The organism is Enterobacter sp. RHBSTW-00593 (assembly GCF_013784105.1).
GTDB classification, from domain to species: domain Bacteria; phylum Pseudomonadota; class Gammaproteobacteria; order Enterobacterales; family Enterobacteriaceae; genus Enterobacter; species Enterobacter ludwigii.
The window spans coordinates 3929780-3944921 of sequence record NZ_CP056393.1 but is presented as its reverse complement, the minus strand read 5'-3'; the positions used below and the strand labels follow the sequence as shown (position 1 = coordinate 3944921).

The 15142-nt window shown below is 56.1% G+C and carries 9 protein-coding genes; 8 read left to right on the top strand and 1 reads right to left on the bottom strand.

Annotated elements, in window-relative coordinates; genetic code table 11:
* The first annotated feature begins 106 nt into the window (after positions 1-106).
* The 8 genes from HV242_RS18865 to recD all read left to right on the top strand — a co-directional run bounded on the left by HV242_RS18865 (position 107) and on the right by recD (position 13593).
* Complete coding sequence (locus HV242_RS18865; RefSeq protein WP_032680368.1) at positions 107-571, top strand: prepilin peptidase-dependent protein; 465 nt, start codon at positions 107-109, stop codon at positions 569-571.
* Positions 562-1122 carry a prepilin peptidase-dependent protein gene (locus HV242_RS18860; RefSeq protein WP_050737244.1) on the top strand — a complete coding sequence of 187 codons (561 nt, stop codon included), beginning with the start codon at positions 562-564 and terminating at the stop codon, positions 1120-1122. Before HV242_RS18865 ends, HV242_RS18860 begins: the two co-directional genes overlap by 10 nt.
* Positions 1119-1520, top strand: a complete 402-nt coding sequence (locus HV242_RS18855; protein WP_050737243.1) for a DUF2509 family protein — start codon at positions 1119-1121, stop codon at positions 1518-1520. The genes HV242_RS18860 and HV242_RS18855 overlap by 4 nt, the downstream gene beginning before the upstream one ends.
* On the top strand, positions 1505-1828 hold the full coding sequence (locus HV242_RS18850; RefSeq protein WP_014171443.1) for a prepilin-type N-terminal cleavage/methylation domain-containing protein: 324 nt from the start codon (positions 1505-1507) through the stop codon (positions 1826-1828). Before HV242_RS18855 ends, HV242_RS18850 begins: the two co-directional genes overlap by 16 nt.
* 12 nt (positions 1829-1840) lie before the next feature.
* Positions 1841-5215, top strand: coding sequence for an exodeoxyribonuclease V subunit gamma (gene recC, locus HV242_RS18845; protein WP_050737242.1), 3375 nt, complete (start codon positions 1841-1843; stop codon positions 5213-5215).
* Positions 5216-5354: 139 nt separating this feature from the next.
* A complete protein-coding gene (gene ptrA / locus HV242_RS18840; protein ID WP_050737241.1) occupies positions 5355-8237 on the top strand; it encodes a pitrilysin in 2883 nt (960 codons plus the stop codon).
* Positions 8234-11776, top strand: a complete 3543-nt coding sequence (gene recB, locus HV242_RS18835) for an exodeoxyribonuclease V subunit beta (protein WP_050737240.1) — start codon at positions 8234-8236, stop codon at positions 11774-11776. Before ptrA ends, recB begins: the two co-directional genes overlap by 4 nt.
* Positions 11773-13593, top strand: a complete 1821-nt coding sequence (gene recD / locus HV242_RS18830) for an exodeoxyribonuclease V subunit alpha (protein WP_050737239.1) — start codon at positions 11773-11775, stop codon at positions 13591-13593. The genes recB and recD overlap by 4 nt, the downstream gene beginning before the upstream one ends.
* A gap of 34 nt (positions 13594-13627) precedes the next feature.
* On the opposite strand, the gene argA is transcribed toward recD, so the two are convergent.
* Complete coding sequence (argA, locus tag HV242_RS18825) at positions 13628-14959, bottom strand: amino-acid N-acetyltransferase (RefSeq protein ID WP_020883786.1); 1332 nt, start codon at positions 14957-14959, stop codon at positions 13628-13630.
* Between the last annotated feature and the right edge of the window lie 183 nt (positions 14960-15142).

Here is a 15142-nt window from a genome sequence, read left to right as displayed (position 1 = left end):
CAGAACGTATGCAACGCACTGCAACCGCTTAACTTTCCTTGATAAGGGCTCGTAAAACGGTCATCCGTAGCTCGTCAATTCCAGGCCATTTCGCCACACTCCCGGCATGAAAAAAGAGAACGGTTTTACGCTTATCGAAACCCTGGTGGCTATCTCGCTGGTGGTCATTCTCAGCGCCTCCGGGCTATATGGCTGGGACAACTGGCAACGGCAGCAACGGCTCTGGCAAACCGCCGGGCAGGTGCGTGATTACCTGGTCTTTCTGCGTAATGACGCAAACCGGCACAACCGTGACCACCAGGTCACACTGCGACGCGACAGGGGCGTCACCTGTCTGATGAGCGCATTCGTGCAGGGCTGTGATAAAGGCAGTCCGTTTGTATTTATTCCCCTGTGGCCGGAGGTCACGGTAAGTGAAATAACGCCGTTATTTGGCTTCTATGGACTCAGGGATACGGCATGGGCAGGGCGAATACGCCTGCAAAGTCGTGCAGGAGAATGGCTCGTCATTGTCTCGAATGGAGGGCGAATCAGGATGTGCAATGTCACAGGAGAAGGTTCATGTCCCTAAACCAGCAGGGTTTCTCACTGATGGAAGTTCTGATTGCCACGGCGATCAGCAGTCTGTTACTGATAAGCGCCTCGCGCTTTTTACCGGGCTTGCAGCGGGCTGTTTTACAGCAGTCCGGTCAGCGGGAGCTTGAGGAGGAGGTGTGGCAACGCCTTTTTTCCCTCGGCAAACAGCTTCAGCGTGCGGGGTATTGCGCCGGAAACTGTGCGGGGCAGGGACTGACGATCGGCAGGCAAGGTCGCTGTGTCATTGTACGATGGGATGCAAACAGTAACGGTAACTGGGATAGCTCGTCTTCGGAAAACGACAGTACAGGTTTTCGTCTGGAATCAGGTGCACTGGAGACCCTGCATGGGGCGACCTCGTGTGAGGGTAAAGGATGGGAGAAACTCACTGACCCCAACAGGCTTCTCATCCAGCACTTTGTGGTGAGTCAAGTTGAGCATGCGGGGTTTGCCCCCCAGCTGAATATTGAAATGACCGCCCTTCGTCAGGGCGAGCAGGGGGGGGCTTGTCAGGCTTTTTATGGCGTAACGGGGTACAACCTGTGAACCGGCAGCGCGGAATGTCCTCGCTGGCGCTGGTATTACTTTTACTGGTGTTGGGCACGCTGATCCTCACCGGCCTCAATCAGCAGCTGACCACGTTTAGCGCACTGGTGGGCGGTGAGAGCCGCTCGGTTCAACAGCAGGCATCCGTGCAGTCAGCGCTTGAATGGGGACGCGTTCAGAGCTGGTTATCTGAGCCTGAGATCCAGTGCAAAAAGGTATCGGCGTGGCGAGTTTGCCTGCGGCTACTGAATGAAACGTGTGTGCTGCTTATCGCCGGGAGTGATGACCTGCTGCTATGGCGCAGAGGCGAAATCATCGACGGTAAGATCCATTTCTCGCCACACGGCTGGAGTGATTTTTGTCCGCTTAAGGAGAGTGCGTTATGCCAGCTGCCGTGAGCAGAGAAAAAGGCTTTAGCATGGTTGAGGTACTACTGGCGATGATGCTGCTGGTGATGATTGTCACGGCACTGTCGGGTTATCAGCGGGCACTGGCGACGCGGTTCTCTATGTTTAATCAGTATCGTCAGCTCTGGCACCATGCCTGGAATCAGTCTCAGCTTTCAACAATTGCTCTCCCGGCAGGCTGGCAGGTCAGTCGGGGGCAGACAACACTCTCTGGATGTGTCAGCATCACGGTTACACTTATTTCTCCTCTGGGGCGGCGCGGCGAGATGACGCGTCTGCATTGCCCGGTTAGCCAGTAGTCGGGAGCGTCTATGTTAAGGGTCTACCACTCAAATCGTCTGGATGTGCTGGAAGCGCTGATGGAATTTATCGTTGAGCGCGAGCGGCTTGACGATCCTTTTGAGCCAGAAATGGTGCTGGTGCAGAGCACCGGTATGGCGCAGTGGCTGCAGATGTCGCTTTCGCGTAAATTCGGCATTGCCGCAAATATCGATTTCCCGCTGCCCGCGAGTTTTATCTGGGAGATGTTTGTCCGCGTGTTGCCGGACATCCCGGAACAGAGTGCCTTCAACAAGCAAAGCATGAGCTGGAAGCTGATGGCATTGTTGCCGGACATGCTGCAGCATGATGAATTCGTCATGCTACGCCACTACCTCAATGACGACACCGATAAACGCAAGCTGTTCCAGCTGGCATCGCGCACCGCCGATCTCTATGACCAGTATCTGGTGTATCGCCCGGAATGGCTGACTCGCTGGGAAGCGGGCGAGCGGGTCGACGGGTTACCGGAGGCGCAAGTCTGGCAGGCACCGCTCTGGAAAGCGCTGGTGGAACACACTGAGAAACTCGGCCAGCCGAAGTGGCACCGTGCAAACCTCTACCAGCGGTTTATCTCCATACTGGAAAACAGCGCTGAGCGACCAGCCCGGCTGCCCTCTCGCGTGTTTATCTGCGGCATCTCGGCGCTGCCACCGGTGTATTTGCAGGCGCTGAGTGCGCTGGGTAAACACATCGACATACATATCCTCTTTACCAATCCGTGTCGCCAGTACTGGGGCGACATTCAGGATGAACGCTGGCTTTCGCGGCTGGTGTCTCGTCAGAGACGACGCCTGTTTGAAGAGCGTACCGTGCCACTGTTTAAAGACAGCGCGTCTGCCGCACAGCTATTTGATGAGCACGGCATTCAAAATCTGCCGAACCCGCTGCTTGCCTCCTGGGGAAAGCTGGGCCGTGACTACATTCACATGCTCTCAGACATCACGTCGTCAGGCGAAGGGGATGTGGATGCCTTCGTCGAGATCGCTCCGGATAGCCTGCTGCATAATATCCAGCTCGACATTCTGGATCTCGAAAACCGCGCCGTCATGGGCGTTACGGCGAAAGAATTTGAACGCAGCGACAGTAAGCGCAAGCTGGACGGCGACGATCGCAGCGTCACGATCCACGTTTGCCACAGCCCGCAGCGCGAGGTTGAAGTCCTTCACGATCAACTGCTGGCGATGCTGCAGGACGATCCTGAGCTGACGCCACGTGACATTGTGGTGATGGTGGCGGATATCGACAGTTACAGTCCCTTTATTCAGGCTGTTTTTGGGAGTGCGACAGGTGAACGCTACCTGCCGTACGCCATTTCTGACCGACGGGCCCGCCAGTCTCATCCGGCCTTGCAGGCCTTTATTACTTTGCTTTCATTACCGGATAGCCGGTTTATCTCCGAAGATGTCCTGGCATTACTGGATGTCCCAGTCCTGGCCGCACGTTTCAATATCAATGAAGAGGGGCTGCGTTACCTTCGTCAGTGGGTTAACGAGTCCGGGGTACGCTGGGGCATTGATGATGACAACGTTCAGGCGTTCGAGCTTCCTCCTACCGGCCAGCACACCTGGCGGTTTGGCCTGACGCGTATGCTGCTGGGCTATGCGATGGAAAGCAGCCAGGGCGAGTGGAATGAAGTCCTGCCCTACGATGAGTCCAGCGGGTTGATCGCTGAGCTGGTCGGTCATTTAGCTTCCCTGCTGATGCAACTTAACCGCTGGCGGCTCGAGTTGATGCAGCCGCGTCCACTGGATGCGTGGCTCCCGATATGCAGGGCGTTGCTCAATGATTTCTTCCTGCCGGACAGTGATACCGAAGCCGCTATGGCGCTCATTGAAACGCAGTGGCAGGCAATCGTCGAAGAGGGCGTGAGTTCCCACTATAACGAGGCTATCCCGTTGTCATTGCTGCGCGATGAGCTGACGCAACGGCTCGATCAGGAGCGAATTAGCCAGCGTTTCCTGGCAGGCCCAATCAATATTTGCACCCTGATGCCAATGCGTTCTATCCCGTTCAAAGTGGTGTGCCTGCTCGGAATGAATGACGGTATATACCCACGCGCCCTGGCGCCGCTGGGTTTTGATCTGATGAGTGCGAATCCAAAGCGGGGCGATCGTAGCCGTCGCGACGATGACCGCTATCTCTTCCTTGAGGCGCTCATTTCGGCTCAACGTCAGCTGTATATCAGCTATATCGGCCGCTCTATCCAGGACAACAGCGAGCGCTTTCCTTCTGTTCTGGTGCAGGAACTGGTGGATTATATCGGGCAGAGCCACTATCTGGCGGGGGATGAAGCCCGTAACTGTGATGAAAGTGCGCAGCGAGTGAAGGCGCATATCACCCGCTTCCATAGCCGCATGCCGTTTGACCCGGTGAACTACGTGGTCAGCGATCATCAGAGCTATGCCCACGAATGGCTGCCTGCGGCGAAAAAAGAGGGGAGAGCGCATACCGATTTCATTCAGGAGCTTGATCCTCGCCCGATAGACACCCTGACCTTTGAACAGCTTCAGCGGTTTTGGGGGCATCCGGTACGCGCTTTCTTCCAGCAACGGTTGCAGGTCAATTTCCGTTCTGAAGAGAGTGAAATTCCTGATGCAGAGCCGTTTACGCTGGAAGGGCTGGAGCGGTATCAGTTAAACCTGCAGTTGCTGAACGCGCTGGTTGAAGAGGAAGATGCCGACAAGCTTTACCGCCGCTACCGTGCTGCGGGGCAGTTACCCTACGGGGCGTTCGGAGAAATTGTCTGGGAGGCGCAGCGCCAGGAGATGGAAGCTCTGGCAGAACGCGTGAGGGAATGCCGGCAACCCGGAACCAGTCTTGAAATCGATCTCAACTGCCAGGGGGTGCAGCTCACGGGCTGGCTAACTCAGGTACAGCCGGATGGGCTCCTGCGCTGGCGTCCTTCCATGCTTAGCGTTTCACAAGGTTTGCAACTCTGGCTCGAACATCTTGTCTACAGTGCTGGCGGCCATAAAGGCGAAAGCCGTATTTTTGTCCGCAAAGAGGGCGAATGGCGCTTTCCGCCGATGGACGCAGAGCAGGCGTTACGTTATTTATCCTTGTACGTTGAAGGCTATCTGCGGGGAATGAATAAACCGCTCCTGCTACTGCCCGAGAGCGGTGGCGCCTGGATAAAAGCTTGTTATGACGCACAGAATGATGCCATGTTAACGGATGACGCTTCACTGCAGAAAGCACGGAGTAAATTCATGCAGGCGTATGAAGGTAACATGATGGTGCGCGGCGAAGGTGAGGATGTCTGGTATCAACGTTTATGGCGAACGCTTGAGCCTGAATACTTCGAGGCTATCACGGAAGAAGCACAACGCTACCTGTTACCGTTGTTCAAATTTAATCAGTCCTGAGTGCTGTATAAAAATTGCGCAGCATGGGGTGTTCATTTATGATGCACTTCTTATCACGGACTGATGTACCCAAAGAAAGAGATGTTGGTGAGTCCAGCACGCAGTTTGTTAATGATGTAGCCGTGATAAAGAGGTCGTAATGCCAGGCAGCACCTTGTTCAAAGCGTTTGTTTTGTTTGTCGCCCTTTGGGCACCTTTCACTCAGGCAGGCTCCGGTTGGCAACCCATTCAGGAAACTATCCGTAAGAGCGAAAAAGATACCCGTCAGTATCAGGCTATTCGCCTTGATAACGGGATGACTGTGCTGCTGGTTTCCGATCCGCAGGCGGTAAAATCCCTGTCGGCACTGGTGGTGCCGGTTGGGTCGCTGGAAGATCCGGAAGCCCACCCTGGGCTTGCACACTATCTGGAACATATGACGCTTATGGGTTCCAAAAAATACCCACAGCCAGATAGCCTGTCCGAATTTCTCAAAATGCATGGCGGCAGCCACAACGCCAGCACGGCGCCGTACCGTACAGCCTTCTATCTCGAAGTTGAGAATGATGCGCTGGGAGGTGCAGTGGATCGTCTGGCGGATTCTATCGCGGCTCCCCTGCTGGATAAAAAATACGCTGACCGCGAACGCAATGCCGTTAATGCTGAACTGACCCTTGCCCGTACGCGAGACGGGATGCGCATGGCGCAGGTGAGTGCAGAAACCATTAACCCGGCGCACCCGGGATCGCGTTTTTCCGGTGGTAACCTGGAGACGCTGAGCGATAAACCGAACAGCCCGGTGCTGGATGCCCTGCATGCTTTTCGCGATAAATACTACTCCGCCAATCTGATGAAAGCGGTCATCTACAGCAACAAACCGTTGCCTGAGCTGGCAAGCATGGCGGCACAGACGTTTGGCCGGGTACCGAATAAAAATATCGACCTGCCGCAGATAAACGTTCCTGTGGTCACGGACGCGCAAAAAGGGATCGTTATCCACTACGTTCCTGCACTGCCGCGTAAAGTGTTACGCGTTGAGTTCCGCATTGATAACAATACGGCGCAGTTTCGCAGCAAAACCGATGAACTGGTCACCTACCTGATTGGCAATCGTAGCCCGGGAACACTTTCTGACTGGCTGCAAAAACAAGGGCTGGTGGAAGGTATCCGTGCCGACTCCGATCCGGTTGTGAACGGCAACAGCGGCGTGCTGGCGATCTCCGCCACCCTGACTGACAAAGGTCTGGCTCACCGTGATGACGTCGTGGCGGCTATCTTCAGCTATCTCTCTTTGCTGCGCGATAAAGGCGTCGATAAACGCTACTTTGATGAACTGGCGCACGTGCTGGATCTCGATTTCCGTTATCCGTCCATTACCCGCGACATGGATTACGTTGAATGGCTGGCGGATACCATGATCCGTGTGCCGGTGGAACATACCCTCGACGCGGTCAATATTGCCGACCAGTATGACGCCGACGCGGTAAAAGCCCGCCTGGCGATGATGACGCCGCAGAATGCCCGCGTCTGGTATATCAGCCCGAACGAACCGCATAACAAAATGGCCTATTTTGTCGATGCCCCTTACCAGGTGGATAAAATCAGTGACCAGACCTTCGCCAACTGGCAGAAAAAGGCCGGTGAGATCGCGCTTAAATTGCCGGAGCTGAACCCCTACATTCCGGATGATTTCTCGCTGATTAAAACCACGAAAGCCTATCCGCACCCGGAACTTATCGTTGATGAGCCGACGCTGCGCGTGGTGTATACGCCAAGCCGCTATTTCGCGAGTGAACCGAAAGCCGATGTGAGCGTGGTTCTGCGTAACCCAAAAGCAATGAACAGCGCTAAAAATCAGGTGATGTTTGCGCTCAATGACTATCTTGCCGGTATCGCACTCGATCAGCTTAGCAATCAGGCGGCCGTCGGCGGGATAAGCTTCTCGACCAACGCCAATAACGGTCTGATGGTCAATGCCAACGGCTACACCCAGCGTCTGCCGCAGCTGTTCCAGGCGTTACTGGAAGGTTATTTCAGCTATACCCCGACGGAAGAGCAACTTGAGCAGGCCAAATCCTGGTATGCGCAGATGATGGATTCTGCCGAGAAGGGTAAAGCGTATGACCTGGCGCTCATGCCGACGCAAATGCTTTCGCAAATTCCCTATTTCCAGCGCGAAGATCGCCGGGCGCTACTGCCCTCTATCACCTTAAAAGATGTGCTGGCGTATCGTGATGCGCTGAAAACGAACACGCGTCCGGAGTTCCTTATCGTCGGAAACATGAGTGACGTACAGGCTAAAACACTGGCAGAAAATGTCCGTACGCAGCTTGGTTCGAAAGGCGACGAGTGGTGCCGCAACCAGGACGTACTGGTTGAGAAAAAACAGAATGTGATTTTTGAAAAGGCGGGTAACAGCACGGATTCTGCCCTGGCCGCTGTGTTTGTACCCACGGGTTATGATGAATTCACCAGTACCGCGCAGAGTGCGGTGCTGGGGCAGATTATTCAGCCGTGGTTCTACAACCAGCTGCGTACAGAAGAGCAGCTTGGTTACGCGGTCTTTGCCTTCTCCATGAACGTGGGTCGCCAGTGGGGGCTGGGCTTCCTGCTGCAAAGCAGTGATAAACAGCCTGCTTATCTCTGGCAGCGTTATCAGGCATTCTTCCCACAGGCGGAAGCGAAGCTGCGGGCGATGAAGCCGGAGGAGTTTGCTCAGATTCAGCAGGCCGTCATCGCGCAGGTGATGCAGCCGCCGCAGACGCTGGGTGAAGAAGCATCACAACTGAGCAAAGATTTTGATCGCGGTAATCTGAAATTTGATTCGCGTGATAAAGTAGTGGCCGAGATAAAACAGCTGACGCCGCAGAAGGTTGCTGATTTCTTCCACCAGGCGGTGGTTAAACCGCAGGGAATGGCGATTCTGTCGCAGATTTCCGGTAGTCAGAACGGGAAAACGGACTACGTTAACCCGAAAGGCTGGACGATCTGGAAGAGCGTCAGCGCCCTGCAGCAATCTATGCCCTGGAGTAAGAAAGAATGACCGATACCGCTGAGCCCCTTAATCCCTTACGTTTACCCCTACAGGGTGAACGATTGATTGAAGCCTCAGCGGGAACGGGAAAAACCTTCACCATCGCCGCGCTCTATCTGCGTCTTCTGTTAGGGCTTGGTGGTAACGCCGCTTTTCCACGTCCGTTAAGCGTGGAAGAGCTGCTGGTGGTCACCTTCACCGAGGCCGCTACCGCTGAGCTGCGCGGTCGTATTCGTGCCAATATTCATGAGCTGCGCATTGCCTGTCTGCGCCAGACCACGGACAACCCTCTCTACGCCAGCCTTCTTGAAGAGATTGCAGATAAGCAGCAGGCCGCCCAGTGGCTGCTTTTGGCGGAACGGCAGATGGACGAAGCGTCCGTTTTCACCATTCATGGTTTTTGTCAGCGCATGCTGAGCCTGAATGCGTTTGAATCCGGAATGCTGTTTGAACAGCAGCTCATTGAAGATGAATCTGTGCTTCGCTATCAGGCCTGTGCGGATTTCTGGCGTCGCCACTGTTACCCTTTATCGCGCGATATCGCTGAAGCGGTCCATGCGTTGTGGAAAGGTCCCGAAGAGCTTCTTCGCGCTATCGACCGTTATCTTCAGGGCGAAGCGCCGGTTATCAAATCTCCGCCACCTGCAGACGAAACGCTGGCTTCACGTCATGAAAAGATTGTCGGAAAAATTGCTGCGCTCAAGCAACAATGGAATGCGTCCGTCGGTGAGATTGAGGCGATCATCGAAAACTCCGGGATCGACCGACGTAAATTTAACCGCGGCAACCAGGGTAAATGGATCGAGAAGATCAGCGCCTGGGCGCAGGAAGAGACGCGCGGTTATCAGCTTCCGGACGCGCTGGAGAAATTCTCGCAGCGTTTTTTGATTGAGCGGACTAAAGCCGACGGCATTGTGCCTGAGCATCCTCTGTTTGTTGCGATTGAATCGCTGCTCGCTGAGCCACTTACGCTCAATGACCTGATGATCACCCGCGCCATGACGGAAATTCGCGAAGCCGTATCACGTGAGAAACGTCGCCGTGGCGAACTGGGTTTTGACGATATGTTGAGCCGCCTTGATGCGGCGCTGTGCAGTGAAAACGGCGAAGCCCTTGCCTGCGCGATCCGTACCCGCTTCCCGGTAGCGATGATTGACGAATTTCAGGATACGGACCCTCAGCAGTACCGTATTTTCCGCCGCATCTGGCGACAACAGCCCGACACCGCGCTGTTGCTAATCGGCGATCCGAAACAGGCCATTTACGCCTTCCGCGGTGCGGATATTTTCACCTACATGAAGGCCCGCAGTGAGGTAGAGGCGCACTATACGCTGGATACCAACTGGCGCTCTTCCCCGGGCATGGTGCAAAGCGTCAATGCGCTGTTTAGCCGCATGGATACGGCGTTTATGTTCCGTGAGATCCCCTTTCAGCCGGTAAAGTTTGCCGCAAAAAATAGCTCGTTGCGTTTCGAATTCAACGGGGTGACGCAGCCAGCCATGAACTTCTGGCTGCTGGACGGTGAAGGCTGTGGCGTCGCGGACTATCAAAATGCCATGGCCCAGCATTGTGCCGCGCAGATCCGTGACTGGCTCAGCGCTGGTGCGCATGGCGAGGCGCTGTTGTGGAAGGAAAATGAGTCAGCCCCCGTGAAGGCGTCTGATATCACGGTGCTGGTGCGCAGTCGTCAGGAGGCGTCGCTGATCCGCGATGCGCTTACCCTGCTGAACATCCCGTCCGTGTACCTCTCAAACCGTGACAGCGTTTTTGAAACCCTGGAAGCACAGGAGATGCTGTGGCTGCTTCAGGCCGTGCTGTCCCCGGAGCGCGAAAGTACGCTTCGCAGCGCACTAGCCAGCGCAATGCTCGGTCTGAACGCCCGTGACATTGATGCACTCAATAATGACGAAGCCGCATGGGATGCGGTGGTCGAAGAGTTTGTTCACTACCGTGAGCGATGGCAGAAGCGCGGTGTGATGGCGATGGTGCGCGAGCTCATGGCGAAGCGACACCTTGCGGAGAATATGCTCGCGACAGCAGGCGGTGAACGCCGTCTGACCGACATTTTACATATCAGTGAGCTGTTGCAGGAGGCGGGCACGCAGCTTGAAAGCGAACATGCTCTGGTGCGCTGGCTGGCGCAACAGATTGCCGACCCAAACAGCAACGCCTCCAGCCAGCAGATGCGTCTTGAGAGTGATAAACATCTGGTACAGATCGTCACGATTCACAAGTCGAAAGGCCTGGAGTATCCGCTGGTCTGGCTGCCGTTTATCGCCAATTACCGTGTGCAGGATCAGGCCTTTTACCACGATCGCGAGTCGTTCGACGCGGTGCTCGATCTCAGTAAAGCGGAGTCCAGCGTTGAGCTGGCCGAGGCCGAACGTCTGGCGGAAGATTTACGCCTGCTCTACGTGGCATTGACCCGTTCGGTCTGGCACTGCAGCCTGGGCGTGGCGCCGCTGTTCCGCCGTCGTGGCGACAAGTCGGGGGAGAGCGATTTCCACCTGAGCGCGCTGGGGCGACTCATTCAGCTCGGCGAGCCCAAAGATGCTGCCGGATTGCGCCAGTGCATCGAGTCGCTGTGCGGCGAGCATGTTGCCCTGCACATTCCGTCGCCACCCGATAACAGCCGCTGGCAGATGCCGGACTGGCGGGAATCTGAACTGGAAGCCCGGCAGATTCTGCGCACCATTGCCGACGACTGGCGCGTTACCAGCTACTCCGGGTTACAGCAGCACGGGCAGAGCATTGCGCAGGACCTGATGCCAAAGCTGGATATTGATGCCGCCGGAGCCGGTAGCGTGCCGGTTGAGCCTGCGCTTACGCCGCATCAATTTCCACGCGGCGCGTCACCGGGAACCTTTTTGCATAGCCTGTTTGAAGAGCTGGATTTTACCCAGCCTGTCTCTGACGAATGGGTCCTGAAGATGTTACAGAGTGGGGGCTATGATGCACAATGGCAGCCGGTCCTCACCGAGTGGATCCGCGCTATTCTGCACGCCCCGCTCACGGCAGAGGGCCTCTCTCTCAGCCAGTTGACCGCCAAAGATAAACAGGTGGAGATGGAGTTTTACCTTCCCATCGCCAGCCCGCTGCGGGCTGACGCGCTTGATGCGGTGATCCGCGAGTATGACCCGTTGTCCGCCGGTTGCCCGCCGCTGAACTTCCGCCAGGTGCAGGGGATGTTAAAAGGCTTTATCGACCTGGTTTTCCGTCACGAAGGGCGCTACTACCTGCTGGATTACAAATCAAACTGGCTGGGTGAGAACAGCGAAGCCTACACCCAGCAGGCGATGGCATCCGCCATGCAAATGCATCGCTACGATCTGCAGTACCAGCTCTACACTCTGGCGTTGCATCGTTATCTGCGCCATCGCATTGCTGAATACCGTTACGAAGAGCACTTTGGTGGGGTGATTTACCTTTTCCTGCGCGGTGTGGATGCGGCTGACCCGCGTTCAGGTATCTTTAGCACACGCCCGCATGCGGCACTGATTGAGAAAATGGATAACTTATTTGCAGCAAACACGGAGGAAGTGGCATGACGATGCAGGAATTGTTGCTGGAAGCGGTAGAACAGCGACTACTGCGCCACCTGGACGTACAGTTCGCCATGATGGTGTCAGGTGATGAGCCTGCCGTGATGCTCGCCGCTGCCATCCTGAGTAAAGACGCAGGGGAAGGGCATGTTTGCCTGCCGCTTTCGCGTCTGGCGATGGATGAGAAAATGCCCGCGACCCTGCAGTCCTGCTTTGCTCTGCTGGGAGAATCCGTGGACTGGCCGACGGTGTTGCACCGTTCGCCTGCCGTCAGCGCAGCCGATAGCCAGACCCCCATGATCCTGACGGGCGATCGTTTGTATCTCAACCGACTGTGGCGTAATGAACTGGCGGTCGCGCGTTTTTTCAGCGAGACCAATGCGCCTCTTCCCTGCGATGAAGACCAACTGCGGCAAACGCTGGATACCTTGTTTACCTCTGTTGAGGCGACAGACTGGCAGAAAGTGGCGGCGGCCGTGGCCTTAACACGGCGGATCTCCGTCATCTCTGGCGGCCCGGGAACCGGTAAAACCACCACCGTGGCCAAACTGCTTGCCGCCCTGATTCAGTTATCAGGTGAGCAAAAGTGCCGTATTCGTCTGGCGGCCCCTACCGGCAAAGCGGCGGCGCGCCTGACCGAGTCGTTAGGTGGTGCGCTGCAGAAGTTGCCACTCACCGGGGAGCAGCTTGCCTTTTTCCCAAACGAAGCCAGCACGCTGCACCGGCTGCTGGGCGCTCAGCCGGGAAGCCAGCGTCTGCGTTATCACGCCGGTAACCCGTTGCACCTGGATGTGCTGGTGGTGGATGAGGCGTCAATGATCGACCTGACGATGATGGCGCGGTTGATTGATGCTCTGCCAGCGCACGCCCGCGTCATTTTCCTGGGCGATCGCGACCAGCTTGCCTCGGTGGAAGCCGGGGCGGTGCTGGGAGATATCTGCACTTATGCAAGCCTGGGATATACCGCTGAACGCGCTGAGGAGCTGTCCCGTCTGACCGGCTGTTCGCTCGCCAGTGAAAACCATTCCCTGGCGGGGGCGCTGCGCGACAGCCTGTGCCTGCTGCAAAAAAGCTACCGTTTCGGCAGCGACTCGGGCATCGGTCAGCTGGCTTCGGCTGTGAACAGAGGCGACCGGCACACGACCTGTGCGGTATTTGACGGTCAATTCACCGATATCGAGAAAAAATCGCTGCAAACCGGGGAAGAGTATCAGGCGATGCTTGATGACGCCCTGCAGGGGTATCAGCGTTTTCTGACGGGTGTACAACAGCAATGCACGCCGGCACAGGCGCTCGCCGCCTTTGGCGAGTATCAGCTACTGTGCGCACTGAGGGAAGGGCCATTTGGCGTAAGCGGTCTGAACGACAGGTTCGAACAGTTGCTGGGCCAGAAACGCAAAATCCACCGCACCCCGCACTCGCGCTGGTATGAGGGACGCCCGGTGATGATCGCCCGCAACGATAGCGCGCTGGGGTTGTTTAACGGGGATATCGGGATTGCCCTCGATCGTGGACTGGGGCTGCGCGTCTGGTTCCAGATGCCGGATGGAAGCGTGAAGTCCGTTCAGCCCAGCCGCCTGCCTGAACATGAAACGGCCTGGGCAATGACGGTGCATAAGTCTCAGGGCTCCGAGTTCAACCATGCGGCGCTGATCCTGCCGACGCAGCTTTCGCCCGTCATTACCCGCGAACTGATTTATACCGCCATTACGCGCGCGCGTCAGCGCCTGTCGCTGTATGCCGATGAACGTGTGCTGCTACAGGCGATTGCCACCCGCACGGAACGTCGAAGCGGCCTGAGCGCGATATTTGAATCCCTTTAAGCGATAGCCCCCACCGGGTGGTGAGGGCTTCGTATTATCCCAGATCGGCCATCAGCACTTTTGACCGGCGCTGATAGTTGTACATCTCTTTCTTACTCTCCGGCAGTGATTCAATGTCCACCGGTGTAAATCCACGCTCCTGGAACCAGTGAATGCTGCGCGTAGTCAGCACGAACAGCTTGTTCAGCCCCATCTGACGCGCCTGAGCCGCCACGCGCTCAAGCAGCATTTCACCCCGTGAAGAGCTCCGGTAGTCAGGATGCACCGCCACGCAGGCCATTTCTCCGATCTGCTCTTCCGGGAACGGGTAGAGAGCGGCGCAGGCAATGGTCAGGTTATCGCGCTGAATAATGGTGAATTTGTCGATCTCCATCTCCAGCTGTTCGCGGGAGCGCCGAACCAGAATGCCCTGCTGTTCCAGTGGGCGAATCAGCTCCAGAATTCCGCCGATATCATTGATGGTGGCGCGACGGATCTGCTCCGCGCTCTCCATCACAATCTGGGTGCCGATACCATCGCGGGAGAACAGTTCCTGCAGCAGGGCACCGTCTTCCTGATAGCTGATCAGGTGGCTACGGCGTACGCCGCTGCGGCAGGCCTTCACGGCACCGCGCAAAAAACGCACGGTACCCGAGTGGTAATCCCCTTCGGCTTCCAGCGCTTCCACGCGAGCCTGGGCCTCATTCGGGAAGAGCTCTGGCACAATCACCCCTTCATCATTCACGACGCCCTGGGAAGAGCAAAACCCAATCATTTTCTCCGCCTTCAGCTTGATGGCCAACTGAGTGGCAATCTCTTCTGAGGTGAGGTTAAAGCTTTCACCGGTTACGGACACTGCCACAGGCCCCATCAGCACGATGGCACCGCTGTCCAGCTGGCGGTGAATGGCCTCTTCATCGATACGACGAATACGTCCGCTATGGCAATAGTCCACGCCATCGTCCACGCCGAGAGGCTGAGCGATGATAAAATTGCCGCTCACAACGTTGATGTGCGCGCCCTGCAGCGGTGTGTTGTTAAGGCTCATCGACAGGCGAGCGGTGATATCCAGCTGCAGCAGACCCGCCGCCTGTTTCACCAGCTCAAGGGTTTTCGCATCCGTGACGCGGGTATGTTTATGGTAAATCGGCTCGTGGTGATGCGCGGCCAGGTTGGCATCAATCTGCGGGCGCGCGCCATACACCACAACCAGGCGGATCCCGAGGCTGTGCAGCAGGCCAATGTCATTGACGATGCTGGAAAAGTTTTCATGCTCAATGGCTTCGCCGCCGAGCATGATGACAAACGTTTTTCCCCGATGGGCGTTGATATAGGGAACAGAATGGCGGAATCCCTGGACCAGTTCGGTTCTACGTTCCTTCACCATGACACAACCCTTAATGAATGTTTATTCGTAATTTCTGTATTTTTATTCGATTGTGGCCGTGTGTGCAAGCCTAAATTTTCTGCGACCCACAGAAATTGATAAGTAATCCGTGCGTTAGCGTATGAATGTTTACCCTTTTATAGATGACAGTTTATGCGTCATTCGTTAAAGTTTTCGGTCAAT

What these genes read in the sequence shown, in the direction of transcription:
- ptrA (WP_050737241.1), top strand. Translation starts at nt 5,355, where the DNA reads ATGCCAGGCAGCACCTTGTTCAAAGCGTTTGTTTTGTTTGTCGCCCTT.
- argA (WP_020883786.1), bottom strand. Translation starts at nt 14,959, where the DNA reads ATGGTGAAGGAACGTAGAACCGAACTGGTCCAGGGATTCCGCCATTCT.
- recB (WP_050737240.1), top strand. Translation starts at nt 8,234, where the DNA reads ATGACCGATACCGCTGAGCCCCTTAATCCCTTACGTTTACCCCTACAG.
- HV242_RS18860 (WP_050737244.1), top strand. Translation starts at nt 562, where the DNA reads ATGTCCCTAAACCAGCAGGGTTTCTCACTGATGGAAGTTCTGATTGCC.
- HV242_RS18865 (WP_032680368.1), top strand. Translation starts at nt 107, where the DNA reads ATGAAAAAAGAGAACGGTTTTACGCTTATCGAAACCCTGGTGGCTATC.
- recD (WP_050737239.1), top strand. Translation starts at nt 11,773, where the DNA reads ATGACGATGCAGGAATTGTTGCTGGAAGCGGTAGAACAGCGACTACTG.
- recC (WP_050737242.1), top strand. Translation starts at nt 1,841, where the DNA reads ATGTTAAGGGTCTACCACTCAAATCGTCTGGATGTGCTGGAAGCGCTG.
- HV242_RS18850 (WP_014171443.1), top strand. Translation starts at nt 1,505, where the DNA reads ATGCCAGCTGCCGTGAGCAGAGAAAAAGGCTTTAGCATGGTTGAGGTA.